This is a genomic window from Streptomyces sp. NPDC029139, assembly GCF_055564335.1.
Map to the genome: position 1 here is coordinate 1 of NZ_JBVHWN010000025.1, position 17,125 is coordinate 17,125.

Sequence of the window (17,125 nt, forward strand, 5' to 3'; positions counted from 1 at the left end):
ACCTGGCGGGTGAGGTTGCCGGCGAGCTCGTTGACGTTCTCGGTGAGCCGCTTCCAGGTGCCGGAGACGCCTTCGACCTCGGCCTGGCCGCCGAGGCGGCCCTCGCTGCCGACCTCCCGGGCCACGCGGGTCACCTCGGCGGCGAACGAGGACAGCTGGTCGACCATGGTGTTGATGGTGGTCTTCAGCTCCAGGATCTCGCCCCGGGCGTCGACGTCGATCTTCTTCGAGAGGTCGCCGTTGGCGACGGCGGTGGTGACGAGGGCGATGTTGCGGACCTGCCCGGTCAGGTTGTTCGCCATGGAGTTGACGTTGTCGGTGAGGTCCTTCCAGGTGCCTGCCACGTTCGGCACCCGCGCCTGGCCGCCGAGCCGGCCCTCGGTGCCGACCTCCCTGGCCACGCGGGTCACCTCGTCCGCGAACGCCGACAGGGTGTCCACCATGGTGTTGATGACCGCCGCGAGTGCCGCGACCTCGCCCTTGGCCTCGACCGTGATCTTGCGCGACAGGTCGCCGCGCGCCACGGCCGTGGCGACCTGCGCGATGGAACGCACCTGCCCGGTCAGGTTGGACGCCATCACGTTGACGTTGTCCGTGAGGTCCTTCCACGTACCGGACGCGCCGCGTACGGTGGCCTGGCCGCCGAGGTTGCCCTCGGTACCCACTTCGCGGGCCACCCGGGTCACCTCGTCGGCGAAGGCGGACAGCTGGTCGACCATCGTGTTGATGGTCTCCTTCAGCTCCAGGATCTCGCCCCGGGCCGTCACCGTGATCTTCTGCGACAGATCACCCTTGGCGACCGCCGTGGCGACCTGCGCGATCGAGCGGACCTGCGCGGTCAGATTGCCGGCCATGAAGTTGACGGAGTCCGTCAGATCCCGCCAGGTGCCCGAGACACCCTTCACATCGGCCTGGCCCCCGAGGATGCCTTCCGTGCCGACCTCACGAGCCATACGGGTGACCTCGTCGGCGAACGACGAGAGCTGGTCGACCATCGTGTTGATGGTCTCCTTCAGCTCCAGGATCTCGCCCCGGGCCGTCACCGTGATCTTCTGCGACAGATCACCCTGCGCCACCGCGGTGGTGACCTGCGCGATGTTGCGGACCTGCGCGGTCAGATTGCCGGCCATGAAGTTGACGGAGTCCGTCAGATCCCGCCAGGTGCCCGAGACACCCTTCACATCGGCCTGGCCCCCGAGATTGCCCTCGGTACCGACCTCACGGGCCACGCGCGTCACCTCGTCGGCGAAGGCGGACAGCTGGTCGACCATCGTGTTGATGGTCTTCTTCAGCTCCAGGATCTCCCCGCGGGCGTCCACGTCGATCTTCTGCGAGAGGTCACCCTTGGCGACCGCCGTGGCGACCTGCGCGATGTCACGGACCTGGGTGGTGAGGTTGCCCGCCATGGCGTTCACCGAGTCGGTCAGATCCGCCCAGGTGCCGGAGACTCCGGGCACCTCGGCCTGCCCTCCCAGGGTGCCTTCGGTGCCGACCTCACGGGCGACCCGGGTCACCTCCGAAGTGAAGAGGGACAGCTGGTCGACCATGCCGTTGAACACCGTGGCGATCTCGCCCAGCAGCCCGTCCGCGTCGTCCGGCAGGCGCGTGCCGAAGTCACCGTCGCGCACCGCCGTCAGCCCGGCCAGGAGCTGCCGCAGCTCCGGCTCCCCCACCTTGCCCGCGCCACGCGTGCGTGTCCGGGGTACACGCGCGTTGTCGACCGTCGTCTCAGTCATGACCATTCCTCGTTGAACGCTGCTAGGAGCCCCGCCGGGAAGCCGAACACTGCCACGGCCTGAGCAGGCCGCCCCCCTCGCCGGCAATCATTGCCGTACGACAAATACGGGGCAGCCTACCTCGCCGTAGCTCAGAGGCGAAAGCCACGCAGGCGGAGAACGCGCCCCCCACGTTCAGCGGTTCCCCCTGAACGGCCGGGCTTCCGGCCCCCTGGCCGCCGCTCCCGGCTCACGCTGATCTTTCTACACGTGGCGTACATACGCCTCGGCTCTCGGGGGATACGGCGCTCATCGCCGGGCCACGCCGGTCGGCGGGCTCCGAGGGAGGGGAACGTCATGAGCGTGACGGCTCCGTCCGCGTCGACGAACGCGTACGCGGACACGGCCGATCGGCGAACGGCTCGGCGTCAGCCGGATGCATGTCTCACGCCTGCTCTCCCGCGCCCTCGCCTCTCTCCGTAGGGGCATGCTGGCCACCGACTGACGGCCGCCGACGGAGGTCGGCGCGAGGCAGCTCCGTGAGGGCGTCGCCCAGTCCCTGGAGTCCTCGCGCCAGGGCGGTCCGCGTCGGCCTGTCGAGCGACCCGAGCATGCCGGTCATCCGGTCGAGTCGCTGCCTCCGGATGCAGTTCAGGGCTTGCCTGCCCGCCTCCGTCAGCGCGAAGTCCACCCGTCGGCGGTCGTGGGAATCACGTCGGCGGGACAGCAGACCGGCTGACTCCAGACGTCCGCACAGTCGGCTCACCGAGGGCGCCCGGGACCCCAGCCGCCGGCCCAGCACGCTCGGCGTCATGTGCCCCGCGGCATCGATCACCGCCAGCGTGCGCTCCTGCGTGAGCGGCAGCCGGTGCTCCGCGGCAAGCTCGTCGTTCTCCCAGAGGGACACGAGCATGGCGGCCGCCCGGCGTACTTCCCCGTCACTCACGGCCGCTCACGATCACTCACCCTGTGCCGGCGACGGCGAAGAAGGCAGCGGGGTCCTCCTCGCGGCAAGCGGCCTTGACGCGCCGTTCGGTCATGGTCGCCGTTCCTCCTCGTCGTCATGCGTCCCGTCGCGTGTCTCGCCGCGCGTCTCGTCGTCGCCGTGCGCCCGTGACCCTCTCCGTCTCACCGACAAGGGCGGGCCCAAACACCTGCGGGCAGTTGGTTTTTGCCTTGTCAGCGCGGGAGGTGGTCCTGTACCGCCGGTCCGTCCGACGAGGTCACGGCGATCCGCGCAGCGGATCGCGCGCTGCCGTGTGCGCTCGGGCGCCGGCCGCGCCCGCCGGGCGCGCCCATCTCGGCGCCGCTCCCGGCCGGGCCGAAGCCCGGTGCGCCGCAACGGTTGCGGGTTACCCTTCCATCCGACGTTTTCTGAGTGAGCGACCAGGACCCCGGTGGGTGAGATGAACATGAGCGGGCATATCTGGCATATTCCGCTAGAGCCGGGCGCGTTCGCCCGCGCCCGTGACCACACCGCCACCGCCCTCGCCACCTGGGGGTGGCCGACGGAGCGCATCGAGGTGGCCGTGCTCCTCGTCTCCGAGCTCGTGACCAACGCGCACCGTCATGCCGGCACGGACGCCTGGCTCCATCTCGAACCCATACCCGACGGCGCTCGCATCGCCGTCCGCGACGGGAGCGCCGCCCAGCCCTCCCAGCGAGCGCCCGGCGTCACGACCGCCACCGGCGGCTTCGGACTCCACCTTCTCGACCACCTGGCCGCGGGCTGGGGTGTCGACAGCCGCGAGGACGGCAAGCGCATCTGGGCCCACATCCTCAGGACCCCTTCCCCCGCTGACTCGGGCACGAGCGAACCCTTCCTGGCGCGCGGCACATCGGTGCCCGTGCAGGAAGCTCCGTGAGCCGACAGGGGTAGGGAGGCAGGGTGGTGCCGCCGGTACGGCGCGTACACGTTTTCGCCGGAATCGCTCCGCATGCACTACCAATGAAAAACATTGCCGCACGGCAAAGTTTTTGTGGGGCCTGAGGTACTCGAACCGCAATCACAACACACGCGGAGTGGGAACTGCGCGAGTCTCGCGGGTGAACCTGCCCTCCCGCCCACCGTACGACCCGCCGTCGCCACGCCGCCGCCCCCTCGCGCCCACGGACGCGGCGCTCGTCCGGGCCCGTCGCGCCACCGTGGAGCCACGGCGGAAGAGATGGCGGTGTGCTTCTGCGTCATCCTCTTTCTGCACCGTCCCGGGGTGTGCTCCAGGAAACAGCGTCCCCCTCGCCCGGCTTCATCACCCGGGCGACATCCCCTTGTTGTCGAGCGCCCCGTTGCGCCCCCTCCCCAAGGACGAGACGCCCGCGTCGTGGTCCTGAGCCGGGGCGTCGGTGGAGGTCGTACGGCGGGCGGCCGCGTCAGGGGCCGCCCGCCGACGGTCTGCGGAGGTCGAGACAGAGCACGAGTCCGCCGGCCGGCGCGGCTCCTTGCTCGGCGAGTTCGCGAAGGACGGCCTTGGGGGTGTCCGCACCGGGCAGGCCCTGCGTGCGGCCGATCGCCCGGCTCACAGCCTGGTCGAAGGCCGCGTGGGTCGGCTGCGATGCCGCGGGTTCCGGACCGCAGGCGACGAACAGCAGCCTCTCCCGGGGCCCGGTCCGCAGATGCTGGGCCGTGTAGACGGTGTCCTCGAACATGCCGAGCGGGAGCTGACGCTCCAGTTCCACCCGCCGCGCCGTCCGGCCGGCCACGCGCCAGACGCTCGGCGAGCCGGCGTCGACGATCTGGGCCTCTCCGGTGCGCAGGTCGAAACACATCAGCAGGGTCGACAGATGCCTCGCGCCGCGATGCTGGCCGTACAGGGCCTGGTCGGCCAGGGCTGCCTGGCCGGCGAGGTCGAGGCCGGCGCGACGGGCGTTGCGGAGGGCGTTGAGGGCGAGGTTGTTCACCAGGACGGCCTCGGCATCCGTTCCGGCGCTGTCGGCGACGACCAGCGTGAGCTCGTCCGCCGAGGCCGACCAGTCGAAGAGGTGTCCCCCGGAGGCGTAGGCGGGTTCGCCGTGGGCGTGGAGGTCGAACTCCTCGCGCGAGTACGAGCGCCCCGGCATCAGCTCCCACCGCATCTCGGCGGAGAGGGTGAGCGGGCCGTCACGCCGTGCTTGTCGGTACACATCGGTATGCCTTTCGGCCACCCGTAGGGCGTGCCCCAGCATCTGGGCGATGGCACCGAGATGATCGAGGAGAACCTCGGGCGGCTCCTCGCCCTGCGGCAGCGTGACCACGAGAACTCCATACCGATCACCGCGAACCGTCACGGGAAGATAGGCCGTCACCGTGGGTCCCGCCCCGGTGGAAAGATATGGTTGTTGCTCGGAGAAGACCGTGCCCGCCGGGCTCGCCTCCACGAAAACCGGCCCTCGAATGGCGTCACAGTGGCCAAAGGGACGGAGACTGCTCAGCCCGTAGTCGATCAGCAGCAGGTCGACAGCGGTTGCCGCGAAGTGCTGCGCAAGATGAGTACGGAGGGAGTCCAGAAGGCCATGGGGCGGTGCTCCGCGCAAGGCGCGTTCCACCATCACACGTCGTTCCACCGAACCATTACCGCCTTCTGGGGAGATGTGGAGACTAGAAACGTGGCGCCCACGAAGCGCCGCCGGCCTAAGACGTCTGATTCGGAGTGTCACTAGATATGGACGCGAACCCCGCTTCCTCTCAGCGTCGGCCGCACGAGACCGCCCAGGCGGCCCGCGAGCTCATCGAGCTCCTGGAAGTGCTGTGGGAGCGCGGCAAGGACATGGTGTCCTCGACCCCCGTTTCGGCGTCCCAGCTGCGCGTCCTCTACTGCCTGGACCGGGATGAGGGCATCAACCTGCGTACGCTGGGCAAGGTTCTGGGTTCCGCGCCCCCGTCCGTCAGCCGCCTGTGCGACCGGCTGGAGGCGCTGGGGTTCGTGCAGCGACTTCCGAGCCAGGTCAGCCGGCGCGAGCTGGAGCTGCACCTGACGACACGGGGCAAGGCGTACCTGCACGACCTGAGGGCGCAGCGGCAGGAGGCGCTCCTCGCGGTCATCGACTCGATGACTCCGTCGGCGCGCAACGCGCTGCTGAAGGGGCTGACGAGCTTCCAGCACGCGCTCAACGATGCGGGAGACGTCCCACGATCCTCTTCGGTCAAGGGCGTCCGGTCCGCCTGACCTCGCCGGGCGAGGACTGCCGAGTCGATTCGCACTCCCGACTTCTCTCCTTTCCGATGCTGGGACGTCACTGTCGGCGCCTCGCGGCCCGACCCACTGTGTTGCCTCCAGGGTACAGTTGTTTGGAGGCAACTATTGACAGGGGCTGCCCTGAGCTGGTCAGGGAGGCTGTGCGTACGGCGACAAAGGCCGGATCATCGTCACGGAACCGCCGACGAGCGGCTCGCACGCCCTCCCTCGGGTGACGGAAGAGCGGGACCTGTGGGCCGAGAAGGAGCTGCTCGACCGGCCGGGAGGCGGTCGCAGGGTGCCGGAACCTGGCCCTCGATCCGACCGCCCTCGCCTTCCGTGACCATCGCGGCCCGAACTGCCCGCTGTCCCTGAACCGGCTCCGCCGGCAGACGTGGCGCCCGCCGGTCGGTGGGCCTCCCCGACCTTTCGCAGGCCCTCGCACACACGGCTGGACGGATGCGGCTATCCCCGGCCCCTGGGGGCAGGAGAGATATGGTTGCGGTCCGGAGTGAAGCGGAGTGTCCCGGCATGAGCACAGATCCCGCCCCCCGTCCGAAACCCGCCAAAGGTGCCGCCCAGGCCGCGAGTGCCGTCGTCGAACTGCTCGAGATCCTGTGGGGACGGAGCGGTGACGTGACCGCCTCCTCGTCGGTCTCCGTCTCCCAGCTACGAGTGCTGTACTGCCTGGAGCGGGAGGCGGGGATGAACCTCCGCCGCCTGGGTCACCTCCTGGGGGCCGCCCCTTCCTCGGTGAGCCGGCTCTGCGATCGCCTGGAGGCGATGGGCTTCGTCGAGCGCACCCCCAGCCGGGTGAGCCGCCGCGAATTGACGCTCCGCCTGACCAGCCGCGGCAAGGCGCACCTGGCCGAGCTGCGCGCACTGCGGCAGGAACTCCTCATGAAGCCGATCCAGAACATGCCGCCCGCCGCCCGCGCCGCACTGCTGGACGGCCTCAGCGCCTTTCGAGAGGCCCTGGAGGAATCGGGAGCGACGCAGGAACACGCTCCGCCGCGCACCTCGCCGCGGAGCGCCTGAGCCCGCCCGGCGACGGGCACCCCAGGAGCGCCCCGAGGGGGCACCGGGCGTCAGAAAGCCTGCCCGGCTCCCCCGCCGCTCCCGTCTCCGGCCTCGCCCTCCGGCCGGCCGTGCCAGTCGAGGCAGACGACGAGCGCGTCGTCGTCCAGCGGCGTCTCCCCGTGATACCCCGCGAGCTCGCGCAGGACCGCACCCGGCACCTGGGCGGGGGGCAGCAGCCTGCTGGACAGCAGGGAACGGGCCAGAGCTTTCTCCCCGTAGCGCTCCCCGGCCGGGGAGGACGCCTCGTACACGCCGTCACTCCCGAACAACAGCCGGTCACCGGGCTCCACGGTGAACCGCTCGGGGACGTAGACCGTGTCCTCGAACATGCCGAGCGGCAGCTGCGCGTCGAAGGAGACGGCCTCGACGGAACGGTCCCGCAGCCGCCACATGCGCGGGGAGCCGGCGTCCACCGCTTCGACCTCGCCGGTGTCGAGATCGAAACGCAACAGGAGCACGGAGACGTACGCATTGCCGTGGTACTGCGCGTACACCGCCTGGTCGGCCAGCGCCGCCTGGTCCGCGAGGTCGAGGCCGGCACGGCGCGCGTTGCGCAGGGCGTTGACCGCGAGGTTGGTGAGCAGGGCCGCCTCGATGCCCTCCCCCATGCCGTTGGTGATCGTCAGGGTCAGATGGTCGGCCGAGGCCGACCAGTCGTAGTTGTCACCGAAGATCGCGTAGGCGGGTTCCAGGTGGGCGCCGAGGGCGAACTCGGGACGGGCGCAGGAGCGACCAGGAAGGAGCTGCCACTGCATCTCCGCCGCCAGCGTCAGCCGAGCCGCACGGCGGGCCAGGACGTACAGGTCCGTGTCCCGCTCGGCCACGAGGATCTCGTGGCCGAGCGCCTCGCAGACGTGCTGGAGGTCCGGCAGCAGCGACTGCGCGTAGCGGTCCTCCGGCAGCCTGACGGTCAGCACGCCCATGCGGTCGCCGCGGATGGTCACGGGCAGATGGACGTCGTAGGAGCCGTTGTCCCGCGTCACACACGGCTCCTGAGCCCCGAAAGCCCTCCCTTGGGGCGATCCGTGGATGAGCACCGGCTCCGTCGTCAAGGGCACGGCCTCCACGGCCTGCAGCGAGCGCATGCCGTAGTCCGCCAGACGGAGTTCGACACGCTCGGCGCCGTACTGCTCCATGAGCGCGACAGTCACCACGTTCAAAAGGGTGTGCGGTGCAGCGCTGCGCAGAGCCCGCTCAACAGCGGCAAATTTGTCCACGTCATCCAGCTTCTCTATGTGCCGGGAGCCAGGCCCGGCAGGTCAGGGCCACGCACGCTCCCACACCGGCAAGCCTACCGACGGGCCGCGGCGCAGTCACACCCTTCAGTGTACGAACGCAACACAACATTTGCCGCGCGGCAATTATATTCGACCGATCCCCGGGAAGACGCACGGCGACCGCGCGCCGCTGAACACGCGTGGTGGAGACGACGGTTGAAAGCAGGGGTGGGACATGGGATCGGCTGTGCGCGTGCCGCAGACCCGGGACATGGCCGGCGACGAGCTCTCGGGTGACGAGGCGTGGGTGGCGCTGAGGCGGTACGGCGGACGCGAACTCCTCACCGACGCCTTCGTTCGGTTCCGGTACGCCGACGGCTTCAGCCACTCCCGCGCACTGGCCTTCCAGCTCGCTCTCGCCGTGGTGCCCTTCGTGATCGCACTGGTCGGGGTGGCGTCCACCCTGCACTCCGACGGTATCGGCCGGACGGTCGAGCTCACCCTTACCCGGATCGCCCCGGGTGCCAGTTCCGCGCTGATCGAGGACGTCCTCGCCACGGGGCGCCGTAGCGCGGGCACCGACGCGGCGGGCGCGCTGGCGATGTGGCTGGGGCTCGGATTCGCCGTGCTGAGCCTGGTGTCGGCCATGGCGCAGATCGAGCGCGGCACGAATCGCATCTACGGGATCGAACGCGACCGGCCCTTCGTCCGCAAGTACGGCAGGAGTCTGTTGCTGACTGTGGGGGCCGGCATGCCGATGGCAGCCGGGTTCCTCGTCCTCGTCGCCGGCGACACCCTCGCCGGGGCCGTCGTCACGGCGTCCGGCACGGCATCAGGAACCGCGTCCGAGCTGCCGCAGTGGTGGCACTGGACGCAGGTCCCCGCCGGTGTCGCCCTGGCGGTGGTCGCCTCGGCGGTGATCTTCCACTGGGCTCCTCGCCGTCGCCAACCCGGCTACACATGGCTGGCCTTCGGATCGGCCGTCCATCTCGTCCTGTGGATCGCCGCGACCTGGCTGCTGGCCCTCTACGTGGAGTACAGCGGCTCGTTCGGCGCCGTGTACGGCCCGCTCACCGCCTTCGTCGCCCTGCTCCTGTGGGCGAATCTCACCGGTGTCGCTCTGCTGCTCGGTGTCGCCTTCGCCGCCCAACTGGAAGCCGCTCGCGCCCAGATGTCCGAACCGGTCCATCCGGACCCCGGCGCTGACGCCTGACGCGCGGCCGTTCAACGGCCGGAAGCACTGCCCAGGCGACGCAGCGTGAGGGCAAGGGTGTCGTCGGGGTGGTGGACCACGGTGTGCATGTCGTCGGCGATGGCGCCGGGAATCTCGTGTATGGGTCGTCCCGCGTTGCGAGTGGCCGAGGCGGCGAGGCGCTGTTCGCCCTCCAGGGGGTCTCTTCGGCTCTCGGTCAGACCGTCGGTGTAGAGCATCAGGAGGTCACCCGGCTCCAGGTGGCTGCGCAGGACCTGCTCGCTGCCCGGAAGGGGGTATCCCACGCCGCGCCCCGGCACTTCGAGGTACTCGGTCGGTCCGTCGGTCCGTACGACGAGCGCCGGGGGATGGCTGCCGTTGGCCAGGAGGAGTTCCCCGCCGACGGGGTCGACACGGGCCAGCAGCACGGTGGCCATCAGCTGGGGGTCCATGCCGTTGAGGACCTCGCTGGCGCGCCCGACGATGGCTTTCATCGGATAGCCGTCCAGCGCGAGCGTACGCACGGTGTGGGTGACGTCGAGCGCGGCCCGGGTGCTGCCCACTCCGTGGCCCAACGCGTCGACGACGGTGATGTGGACGCTGCCGTCGGGAAGGACGAACCAGTCGTACAGGTCGCCCCCGGTGGGGGCGTCGGTGTCGGCGGGTGCGTAGTGGACGGCGAGCTCGAGGCCCGGGACGCTCAGCGGCGCGGGCCTCAGAGCGTCCTCCAGCTCGCGGAGCATCTGTCCGTGGGCGCGGCGCAGTTGCTCGTCGCGCTCCTCGAGCTGGACGTAGAGTGCGAGGACGCCGCTGTTGGTCTCGTCGAGTTCGGCCTTCAGCTGCTGGTGGTCGGCGGCGAGGGCGTCGAGGTCCGTCAGGAGGGCGGCCAGTTCTTCCTCGGCCGCGTCGTCGGAGGCGACCGCGCCGTCGGAGGCAACCGCATCGGAGGCAACCGCCTCCGCCTCCTCCCCCGGCGAGGGGAGAGCGATGCGCCACTCGACGCCGCCGTCGGTGACGACGGGGGGAAGCGGCAGCTTCGCCAGGGTCACGGGGTCACTCGGCGGGGAGGGGGAGAGAACGAATGTCAGGGTGTCGACGCCTGCCGGTTCCGCCCCCGGTCCGCGCCGGGCGGTGATCCGGACGCCCCGCCCGTTCTCCAGGCCGGTGCGGGCCACCGCCGCGACGGAGGCCGTCAGCCGGGCACGGGCTCCCGCCGGAAGCCCGTACAGGCCGGCGAAGCGGCGCACGGCCCGCCGCACCTCGGGCAGGGTGGACAGAAGGCTTTCGTCGTAGGTGTGTTGGGTCATCGCAGTCCCGTGAGGCTGAGTGCGGTGGCGTCGTCTCGTGACCGGCGGTGGCGGTGGGCCAGTGCAGCCGGCAGAAGTTCGGCAGGAAGGCGGAGCAGGAAGGGGGACGGATCGTGCGACCAGCGGGACTCGATGCCGTCCGAGTGCGCGAGGAGTGTCTGGCCCGGCTCCACGGGCGCCCTCTGCACCTGCGGGGTGGGCAGGTTCCATCCGACGATCCCCGGCCTGCCGTCGAGACGGCGCTGCACATGATGGACGGACAACAGGCACAGCCGGATGTTCCCGACCCCGCAGAACTCCACGCCGCCGGGCAGGAGTCGGATCAGGCCGACCGCGGCGCCACGGGTGTGGCGCAGGGATCGGTGCAGTGAGCGCATGATCTCGGGCAGCGGCTGGTCGCTCGCCTCCCGGAAGATCCGCAGCGCGCTGCGGGTCGCCCGGGCCGCCGCTTCTCCGTGGCCCAGGCCGTCCACGACGGCGGCCGTGAGGCCACCGCCCGTTTCGAAGACGGCACAGCCGTCGCCGCACTCCCCCTCGCCGTCGGCGGACAGGCACACCATGCCCGTACCCGGGGCGGTCGTTCTGCCGCCGGCGCTGATACGTGCCGACGCGACCGTTCCCTCCGGCACCTGGGAGCGGATGAGGAAGTCCGTGGCCACTCGCCCCACTGCCCCGAGGCCGGTTCCCAGGGTGCCCGTGGTGGTGTACCCGTCGGTCAGGCAGCGCTGGAGCTCGGCCATGCCGGGGCCGCGGTCGACGGCCAGGATCTCCAGCCCCTCCCCCATCGGCAGCGGCTGCAGGTAGACGATCCCGTCGGTCGCGTGCTTGTCGACGTTGCTGGCCAACTCGCTGGCCACCGCGGCCGCCTGATCGGGCCAGGACGACTCCATGCCGCAGCGCACCGCCATCTCCCGGGCCTGGGTGCTGGCCAGGTGTACGGCGCTGTAGTGGTCGATCGGCACGTGGACGGTGGGTGGCCGCACGTGCGGGCCGCGCGTCACCGGTCGGTCCACCGGACGGCGGTCACCGTCGTGCCCTCACCCGGCGTGGAGCGCACGTCGAACTCGTGCATGAGGCGCCGCGCTCCTCCCAGGCCGTGCCCCAGTCCCCCGCCGGTGGTGAAGCCGTCCGTGAGCGCCCCTTCCAGGTCGGCGATGCCGGGGCCTTCGTCGCGAACGGTCAGGCACAGGCCCGCTGCGCCGGCCCGTCGCATCCCCTCGATGGAGAGCACGCCGCCGCCTCCGTGGATGAGGGCGTTACGGGCCAGTTCGCTGGCCGCGGTGACGACCCTCGTCTGGTCCACGAGGCTGAACCCCAGCTCCTGTGTCGCGGCCCGCACGGCATGGCGGGCCCGCAGCAGGTCCTCCTCCGTGCGCACGTGGCACTCGAAGGGGATGCAGCTGCCCATGCCTCCGGCGTCCCTGGGGCCCCGGTGGGTGGCCGAGGAGCCTCGCTGGGCTCCCACCTGCGCGCTCGTCGCCGTCGCCGTTGCGCCCCCGGCCGACCTGGGTGACCCGCCGGACCGTGCCGGCCCTGACTCCTCGGAACGCCTCACGCCGACATCCCATCCGCCGTCGGTTGCCCCGGCACCGGTCCCGCGCCGGTCTTCGACCAGCCCAGGGCGGCCATGCCCTGCTCGGCGTTGAGAGCCGTCTCGACACCGGTGAGGTCGATGCCCAGCTCCACCAGAGTCACGGCCACGGCAGGGCTCATCCCCGCGACGATCACCCGTGCGCCCAGCAACTGAGCCATCGTGCTGAGTTCCATCAGGGCGCGCGCGACGAACGAGTCGATGATCTGCACCCGTGAGATGTCCAGGAGGACGCCCCGCGCGCCGTCGTCCGCGATGCGGGCGGTCAGCTCCTCGGCCAGCGCGACGGCCGACGTGTCGTCCAGTTCACTGAGGAGTCCGGTGACCAGGGTGTCCCCCAGCCGCAGGATCGGCACACGGGCGGATTCCGGTCGGCTCATCGCTCCACCCGCCCGTGGTCCGTCCCCCCTCGCACGGCGCCCGCGACACCCATGGCGGGCTCCTGCCGGGTCAGTTGCATCGCGGTCGCCAGCGCGTCCGCGAGGCTGGCACGGGTCAGGATGTCCGACAGGTCGATGCCCAACTGGACGACCGTCTGGGCGATCGCGGGCCGAATGCCGCTGACGATGCACTCGGCTCCCATCAGCCGCACCGCCTTCACCGTCTGCATCAGATGCTGGGCCACCGAGGTGTCCACGGTGGCGACACCGGTGATGTCGATGATCGCGACCAGTGCCTCCTCCTTCTGGATGGCCTCGAGCAGGCTCTCCATCACCACCTGGCTACGGGCGGTGTCGAGGTTGCCGATCAGTGGAACGGCCAGGACGTGGCGCCAGAGCCGAACCACCGGGGTCGACGCCTCCAGCAACTGCCGACTCTGCCGCCGGATGATCTCCTCACGGCCCTCGACGTACGTCTCGAAGGACAAGGCGCCCGCCGCGTCCAGGATGCGGTTGATCAGCACCGCGGCTTCGTACAGGTCGTCCGTCTCGAACGACTCCTGCCGCACGGCCTCCAGGAAAGCTTCCTTGAGCCCCAGCACCGCCAACGAAGTCGCCGTGGGAACCGCCCCCATCCTCGCCCGCCGCAGGGACATGTCGACAACCGTCTCCTGCAGTTCACGCTGGCGGGTGACCACGTGGTCGACCGGGACGTGGCTCCCCATGCCCGCGCTCAGAGCGGCGACGAGCGCGTCCGCCTCTTCGCGCAGTTCGGTCTCGTCCGGGGTCCGCCCACCGGGATCAGCACGTTTCTGCTGCAGTTGTACCCATCGGTCGGCGATCTCGACGCCGCGTCGCGTCAGCACCTCGGCCAGACGATCCCGCACGGCGGACTCGGTGGAACTCATCTTCGCCTCTCAGACGCCCTCTGCTTGCCTTACCCGGCCGAATCGACGACCTGCTCAAGATAGTAGCCATACGGCAACTGTTCGAGCTGCCCCCGTCATCGAAGCCGAGCACGCGCGCAGACGGGCGAGGCGCGCTCCCGCACCTCGCCCTACGCCGCAGGTCAGCGGCTGCCCGCCGAGGATCCCTACGCATCGCGTATACCCCCGCGTCACATTCGAAACCGCCTGGAACCAGCCATGCCGACCGTTGCGGAAGGAGGACGTGTCGTCGCCGGCCATGGAGTTCAGCGCGCCCCCGGGCTTCCGGTTCGAACGCGTCCGGCGGCACGCGCCCCCGTCGCGGCATCGAGACAATCAAAAAGGAACTTAACGGGTGTAATCAGACTCAGCGGGCAGACGTTCGTCATGCGTACATCAGGAGTCCGAGCAGGGGGTTCCACCTATGACGACGGATGAGACGGCCACCCTCCGGAGGGAGACCCCGGCGCGGCGTCGCGACGTGACGGCGGCCATGGCCCGCGACGAGGTACGCAGATTCCTCGACGAGAGGTTCTGCCGCGAGCAGCCGGCGACGGGCGAGGACGTCGTCCTGGCCGACGCGCTGCTGGTGACTTCGGAACTGGTCACCAACGCCATCCGGCACGGTGGCGGCGTGCGTGCCTTCAAGCTGTCCGTCGCCGAAGAAGGACTCTGGATCACGGTCACGGACCGCAACCGGGACCGCCCCACCGCCAAGGCCGCAGGCGCGGAGGGGTCGCGCCCCGGGGGGTTCGGTCTGCCGCTCATCCGGCGCCTCAGCAAGGACGTCACCATCACGCCCGCGCCCGGCGGAAAGTCCGTCCACGCACTGGTGCCGCTGAGGTGAGGCGGCGGCCCGGCCCCTGGATCAGCCTGACCGGAGGCCGGGTCCGGCCACTCACGACACAGCGTCCGGCTGGTCCGACTGTGGTGGGTGGACCCCCGGGGTTCTCAGGGCGAGGATGGCGATGTCGTCGTCACTCGCCCGGTCCGGCCGGGCCCGCTCCAGCAGGCGGTCGGTGAAAGCGGTCAGTGGGCGGTGCGCCAGGGAGGCGGCGTGTCTGCGCAGCCGGTCGAGACCGTCGTCGATCGGGCGGTCACGGCTCTCGACGAGCCCGTCGGTGTAGAAGACCAGCGTGGACTGCGGAGGCAGGGTGACGTGCGCGTCGGTCCGGATGGACGACAGCCCGGTGCTCAGGAGCATCCCATGCCCTTCCGTGAGGTAGCGGGCCTGCCCGTCATGCGTGACGAGGAGCGGCGGCGGGTGGCCGGCGCTCGTCCAGGCCAGCTGCCAGGCTCCGTCGGCGGTCTGTTCGAGGGTGCCGAAGATCAAGGTGGCCATCGAGACCCCGGCGATGTGTATGACCGACTCGTCCAGCCGGTTCACGATCGCGCTGGGCGGTTCGTGATGGGTCCACGCGTACGCACGGAGGATGCTGCGGACCTGGGCCATGCCGGCAGCGGCGTCCAGGTCGTGCCCGACGACATCACCGATCGCCAGTGCCGTGGTGCCGTCGGCCAGGGTGAACACGTCGTACCAGTCGCCCCCCACCTCCGAGGCGTCGGGTGAAGGCACGTAGCGCGCGGTCATCTGCACCCCCGGAATCGACGGCAGCTGCGGGAGGAGGTGGCGCTGCATCGTCTCGGCGACCTTGCGTTGCCGCTGGTACAGACGGGCGTTGTCGAGTGCCAGCCCGGTGCGGCGGGTGATGTCCTCGACCAGGGACAGGTCCGCCGGGGTCATCGCGGCGGGGCGCTCGGACCGCCCGAGGGTCAGGGCTCCCAGCACGTCCCGTACACCTCGTATGGGTGCGATCGCCGCCGAGTGCATGCGCGTCACCTCGAACAACCGGCGTTGTTCGATCGCGATGCCGGAGTCCGGGGGCCCTTGGTACGTCGCCGGTGTCACCAGCGTCGACGCCGCCCCCCTCAGGGCCCGGGACAGCGGCATCGGCGAGTCCTCCGGAACCGGCGGCATCGGTCCCTCCAGGTCCTCCCGGGAGATCAGCTCGCCGTCCTCGTGGTGGACCACGATGGCGCGCTCCACTTCACCGACCTCGGTGATCAGGTCGACCACCACCCAGTCCGCGAGTCGGGGCACCACCAGTCGTACGAGGCGGCGCAGCGCCTCCTCGCTGTCGAGGGTCGACGTCAGTTGTGTGGTCGTCTGGGCCAGCAGCGCCAGGCGCTCGAGTTCCGAAAGCGTCGACCCGTCACCAGCGTCCCCCTCGGGAGCCAACGTCTCGGTGTGATGGTCGTGGAAGATCATCAGCGTGTCCGCACCGGATCCCCCTCCTCCCGCACAGGGGACGGTCAACCAGGACAACTCGGTCAGACTTCCGCCTCCGTGCTCGAACCAGCCGCGGCCGGCCTGCGTCCTCCGGGCCAGCACCGCTTCCTCCACCCGGCACTGGGCCCTGGCCAGTGGCTGGCCGTGCGCGTCACGGTGCCACAGGTCATGGGCGTCCCTTCCCACGACAGCGGCGGCCGTCATCCCCAACAGCCGCTCCGCGTAGGTGTTGAGCGCGCTGATCATTCCGCAGTCGTCCACGACACAGGCTGCCGCCCCCAGCCGGCTCGGCACCTCCAACGACGAGGCCGCACCGCATTCGGGTTCGCTCTCAACTACCCCGTCCTTCATGATCACCGCGCCTCCTCGGCCCAGCCATGCCGTTGTCGTCAGGAATCCTGATCGCCCCAGGGCATCACCCGCAAACCCTTCGGCCGTGCTCGCCGCCCCTGCGGACGAGGTCTCGGCAGGGCATCACCGGCCATCGCGTGGCCCGCCTTTCCGTATCGATCCGCGGGGGCGTTGTGATGCTGTCCCCGCACACCGCACCGAATCGCCGCATCACACTCTCGGGTGACGTCAGGGGCGGCGGGCCGTGGTCCCAACGCCTTGTGATCGAGCCGCTCCCGTAGATCCACCGGCGGCTCACGGCTTGCGGTGTACCGCTGTCGCCGCGCCCCGTGCACGTGGTGCGCCGGTACGCCGCCGAGCAGGGTCACGGCTTCCCAGGCCCGTCGGCCGGCCGCGCCGCGCGGACCGGCCGGTGCCGGCGGGGCGGCCGACAACGCATTCATCACCCCCTCGGGGGCACACGGCACGAAGACAACTCGTCGGAACGGCAACAGAGATGAGCGTGATGGTGTGTCCTCCTCCGACCAGCCCGCGATGCCGAGCGATTCCGCGCTGACCACCGCGGCCCCGGGCGAGAAGCGGAGCAACGGCCTGGCGATCGCTTCGCTCGTCCTCGGCATCGCGGCGATCCTTCTCTTCTGGACCGTCTTCGGTGGCCTCGTGCTCGGCCTTCTGGCCTTGATCTGCGGCATCGTCGGGGCGCGCAGGGCCCGCGCGGGCCGTGCCCAGCACGGCAAGATCTCCATCGCCGGCGCGATTCTCGGCGCCCTGGGAATGCTCGCCTCCGCCGTCATCCTCGCCATCGGCGCGTCGGTCCTCGGCTCGGACGAGTTCAGGAACTTCGACGACTGCGTCGACCAGGCCACCACGCAGCGCGAGCGCGAGGCGTGCGCGGAGGACTTCGGCAAGGACACGAACGACTGAC

15 protein-coding genes and 2 pseudogenes are annotated in these 17,125 nt (G+C 70.4%); 7 read left to right on the forward strand and 10 right to left on the reverse strand.

Annotated elements, in window-relative coordinates:
• Positions 1–1,736 (reverse strand): HAMP domain-containing protein (locus ACZ4VW_RS31695; protein WP_467968456.1); only part of this gene is annotated, 1,736 nt, incomplete at its 3' end.
• 388 nt (positions 1,737–2,124) lie between these two features.
• Between ACZ4VW_RS31695 and ACZ4VW_RS31700 the strand changes: the two are divergent.
• Positions 2,125–2,220: pseudogene (locus ACZ4VW_RS31700) on the forward strand (sigma factor-like helix-turn-helix DNA-binding protein); the annotation flags it as partial.
• A 195-nt stretch (positions 2,221–2,415) separates the two neighbouring features.
• On the opposite strand, the pseudogene ACZ4VW_RS31705 reads toward ACZ4VW_RS31700, so the two are convergent.
• Positions 2,416–2,628 (reverse strand): annotated as a pseudogene (locus ACZ4VW_RS31705) (MarR family winged helix-turn-helix transcriptional regulator); the annotation flags it as partial.
• Positions 2,629–3,127: 499 nt separating this feature from the next.
• Here ACZ4VW_RS31705 and ACZ4VW_RS31710 point away from each other — a divergent pair.
• A complete protein-coding gene (locus tag ACZ4VW_RS31710; RefSeq protein WP_467968457.1) occupies positions 3,128–3,580 on the forward strand; it encodes an ATP-binding protein in 453 nt (150 codons plus the stop codon).
• A 505-nt stretch (positions 3,581–4,085) separates the two neighbouring features.
• On the opposite strand, the gene ACZ4VW_RS31715 is transcribed toward ACZ4VW_RS31710, so the two are convergent.
• Positions 4,086–4,946, reverse strand: coding sequence for a PP2C family protein-serine/threonine phosphatase (locus ACZ4VW_RS31715; protein ID WP_467968459.1), 861 nt, complete (start codon positions 4,944–4,946; stop codon positions 4,086–4,088).
• Positions 4,947–5,353: 407 nt separating this feature from the next.
• Here ACZ4VW_RS31715 and ACZ4VW_RS31720 point away from each other — a divergent pair, with 407 nt between their 5' ends.
• Together ACZ4VW_RS31720 and ACZ4VW_RS31725 are read left to right on the forward strand one after the other, a co-directional pair.
• Complete coding sequence (locus tag ACZ4VW_RS31720; RefSeq protein WP_467968461.1) at positions 5,354–5,857, forward strand: MarR family transcriptional regulator; 504 nt, start codon at positions 5,354–5,356, stop codon at positions 5,855–5,857.
• Positions 5,858–6,397: 540 nt separating this feature from the next.
• Complete coding sequence (locus ACZ4VW_RS31725) at positions 6,398–6,904, forward strand: MarR family winged helix-turn-helix transcriptional regulator (protein ID WP_467968463.1); 507 nt, start codon at positions 6,398–6,400, stop codon at positions 6,902–6,904.
• A 50-nt stretch (positions 6,905–6,954) separates the two neighbouring features.
• On the opposite strand, the gene ACZ4VW_RS31730 is transcribed toward ACZ4VW_RS31725, so the two are convergent.
• Positions 6,955–8,163, reverse strand: coding sequence for a PP2C family protein-serine/threonine phosphatase (locus ACZ4VW_RS31730; RefSeq protein ID WP_467968465.1), 1,209 nt, complete (start codon positions 8,161–8,163; stop codon positions 6,955–6,957).
• A gap of 235 nt (positions 8,164–8,398) precedes the next feature.
• On the opposite strand from ACZ4VW_RS31730, the gene ACZ4VW_RS31735 reads away from it, so the two are divergent.
• Complete coding sequence (locus ACZ4VW_RS31735; protein WP_467968467.1) at positions 8,399–9,376, forward strand: YihY/virulence factor BrkB family protein; 978 nt, start codon at positions 8,399–8,401, stop codon at positions 9,374–9,376.
• An 11-nt stretch (positions 9,377–9,387) separates the two neighbouring features.
• On the opposite strand, the gene ACZ4VW_RS31740 is transcribed toward ACZ4VW_RS31735, so the two are convergent.
• The 5 genes from ACZ4VW_RS31740 to ACZ4VW_RS31760 all read right to left on the reverse strand — a co-directional run bounded on the left by ACZ4VW_RS31740 (position 9,388) and on the right by ACZ4VW_RS31760 (position 13,541).
• On the reverse strand, positions 9,388–10,662 hold the full coding sequence (locus tag ACZ4VW_RS31740) for a PP2C family protein-serine/threonine phosphatase (protein WP_467968469.1): 1,275 nt from the start codon (positions 10,660–10,662) through the stop codon (positions 9,388–9,390).
• Positions 10,659–11,675 carry a SpoIIE family protein phosphatase gene (locus tag ACZ4VW_RS31745; RefSeq protein WP_467968471.1) on the reverse strand — a complete coding sequence of 339 codons (1,017 nt, stop codon included), beginning with the start codon at positions 11,673–11,675 and terminating at the stop codon, positions 10,659–10,661. Before ACZ4VW_RS31745 ends, ACZ4VW_RS31740 begins: the two co-directional genes overlap by 4 nt.
• A complete protein-coding gene (locus tag ACZ4VW_RS31750; RefSeq protein WP_467968473.1) occupies positions 11,660–12,070 on the reverse strand; it encodes an ATP-binding protein in 411 nt (136 codons plus the stop codon). The genes ACZ4VW_RS31745 and ACZ4VW_RS31750 overlap by 16 nt, the downstream gene beginning before the upstream one ends.
• 143 nt (positions 12,071–12,213) lie before the next feature.
• On the reverse strand, positions 12,214–12,633 hold the full coding sequence (locus ACZ4VW_RS31755; RefSeq protein ID WP_467968475.1) for an STAS domain-containing protein: 420 nt from the start codon (positions 12,631–12,633) through the stop codon (positions 12,214–12,216).
• A complete protein-coding gene (locus ACZ4VW_RS31760) occupies positions 12,630–13,541 on the reverse strand; it encodes an STAS domain-containing protein (RefSeq protein ID WP_467968477.1) in 912 nt (303 codons plus the stop codon). Before ACZ4VW_RS31760 ends, ACZ4VW_RS31755 begins: the two co-directional genes overlap by 4 nt.
• A gap of 442 nt (positions 13,542–13,983) precedes the next feature.
• On the opposite strand from ACZ4VW_RS31760, the gene ACZ4VW_RS31765 reads away from it, so the two are divergent.
• Positions 13,984–14,406: an ATP-binding protein gene (locus tag ACZ4VW_RS31765; RefSeq protein ID WP_467968479.1), complete on the forward strand. Its 423-nt coding sequence runs from the start codon at positions 13,984–13,986 to the stop codon at positions 14,404–14,406.
• Positions 14,407–14,457: 51 nt separating this feature from the next.
• On the opposite strand, the gene ACZ4VW_RS31770 is transcribed toward ACZ4VW_RS31765, so the two are convergent.
• Positions 14,458–16,200 (reverse strand): PP2C family protein-serine/threonine phosphatase, encoded by a 1,743-nt coding sequence (locus ACZ4VW_RS31770; RefSeq protein ID WP_467968481.1) that lies wholly within the window; start codon positions 16,198–16,200, stop codon positions 14,458–14,460.
• A gap of 510 nt (positions 16,201–16,710) precedes the next feature.
• Between ACZ4VW_RS31770 and ACZ4VW_RS31775 the strand changes: the two genes are divergently transcribed.
• Positions 16,711–17,124: a DUF4190 domain-containing protein gene (locus ACZ4VW_RS31775; RefSeq protein WP_467968482.1), complete on the forward strand. Its 414-nt coding sequence runs from the start codon at positions 16,711–16,713 to the stop codon at positions 17,122–17,124.
• The last annotated feature ends 1 nt before the right edge of the window (position 17,125 follow it).

Bases quoted from the DNA above. Each gene is read 5' to 3' on its own strand.
- ACZ4VW_RS31710 (WP_467968457.1), top strand. From the start codon at position 3,128: ATGAGCGGGCATATCTGGCATATTCCGCTAGAGCCGGGCGCGTTCGCC.
- ACZ4VW_RS31720 (WP_467968461.1), top strand. From the start codon at position 5,354: ATGGACGCGAACCCCGCTTCCTCTCAGCGTCGGCCGCACGAGACCGCC.
- ACZ4VW_RS31725 (WP_467968463.1), top strand. From the start codon at position 6,398: ATGAGCACAGATCCCGCCCCCCGTCCGAAACCCGCCAAAGGTGCCGCC.
- ACZ4VW_RS31735 (WP_467968467.1), top strand. From the start codon at position 8,399: ATGGGATCGGCTGTGCGCGTGCCGCAGACCCGGGACATGGCCGGCGAC.
- ACZ4VW_RS31740 (WP_467968469.1), bottom strand. From the start codon at position 10,662: ATGACCCAACACACCTACGACGAAAGCCTTCTGTCCACCCTGCCCGAG.
- ACZ4VW_RS31750 (WP_467968473.1), bottom strand. From the start codon at position 12,070: ATGGGCAGCTGCATCCCCTTCGAGTGCCACGTGCGCACGGAGGAGGAC.
- ACZ4VW_RS31755 (WP_467968475.1), bottom strand. From the start codon at position 12,633: ATGAGCCGACCGGAATCCGCCCGTGTGCCGATCCTGCGGCTGGGGGAC.
- ACZ4VW_RS31760 (WP_467968477.1), bottom strand. From the start codon at position 13,541: ATGAGTTCCACCGAGTCCGCCGTGCGGGATCGTCTGGCCGAGGTGCTG.
- ACZ4VW_RS31765 (WP_467968479.1), top strand. From the start codon at position 13,984: ATGACGACGGATGAGACGGCCACCCTCCGGAGGGAGACCCCGGCGCGG.
- ACZ4VW_RS31770 (WP_467968481.1), bottom strand. From the start codon at position 16,200: ATGAAGGACGGGGTAGTTGAGAGCGAACCCGAATGCGGTGCGGCCTCG.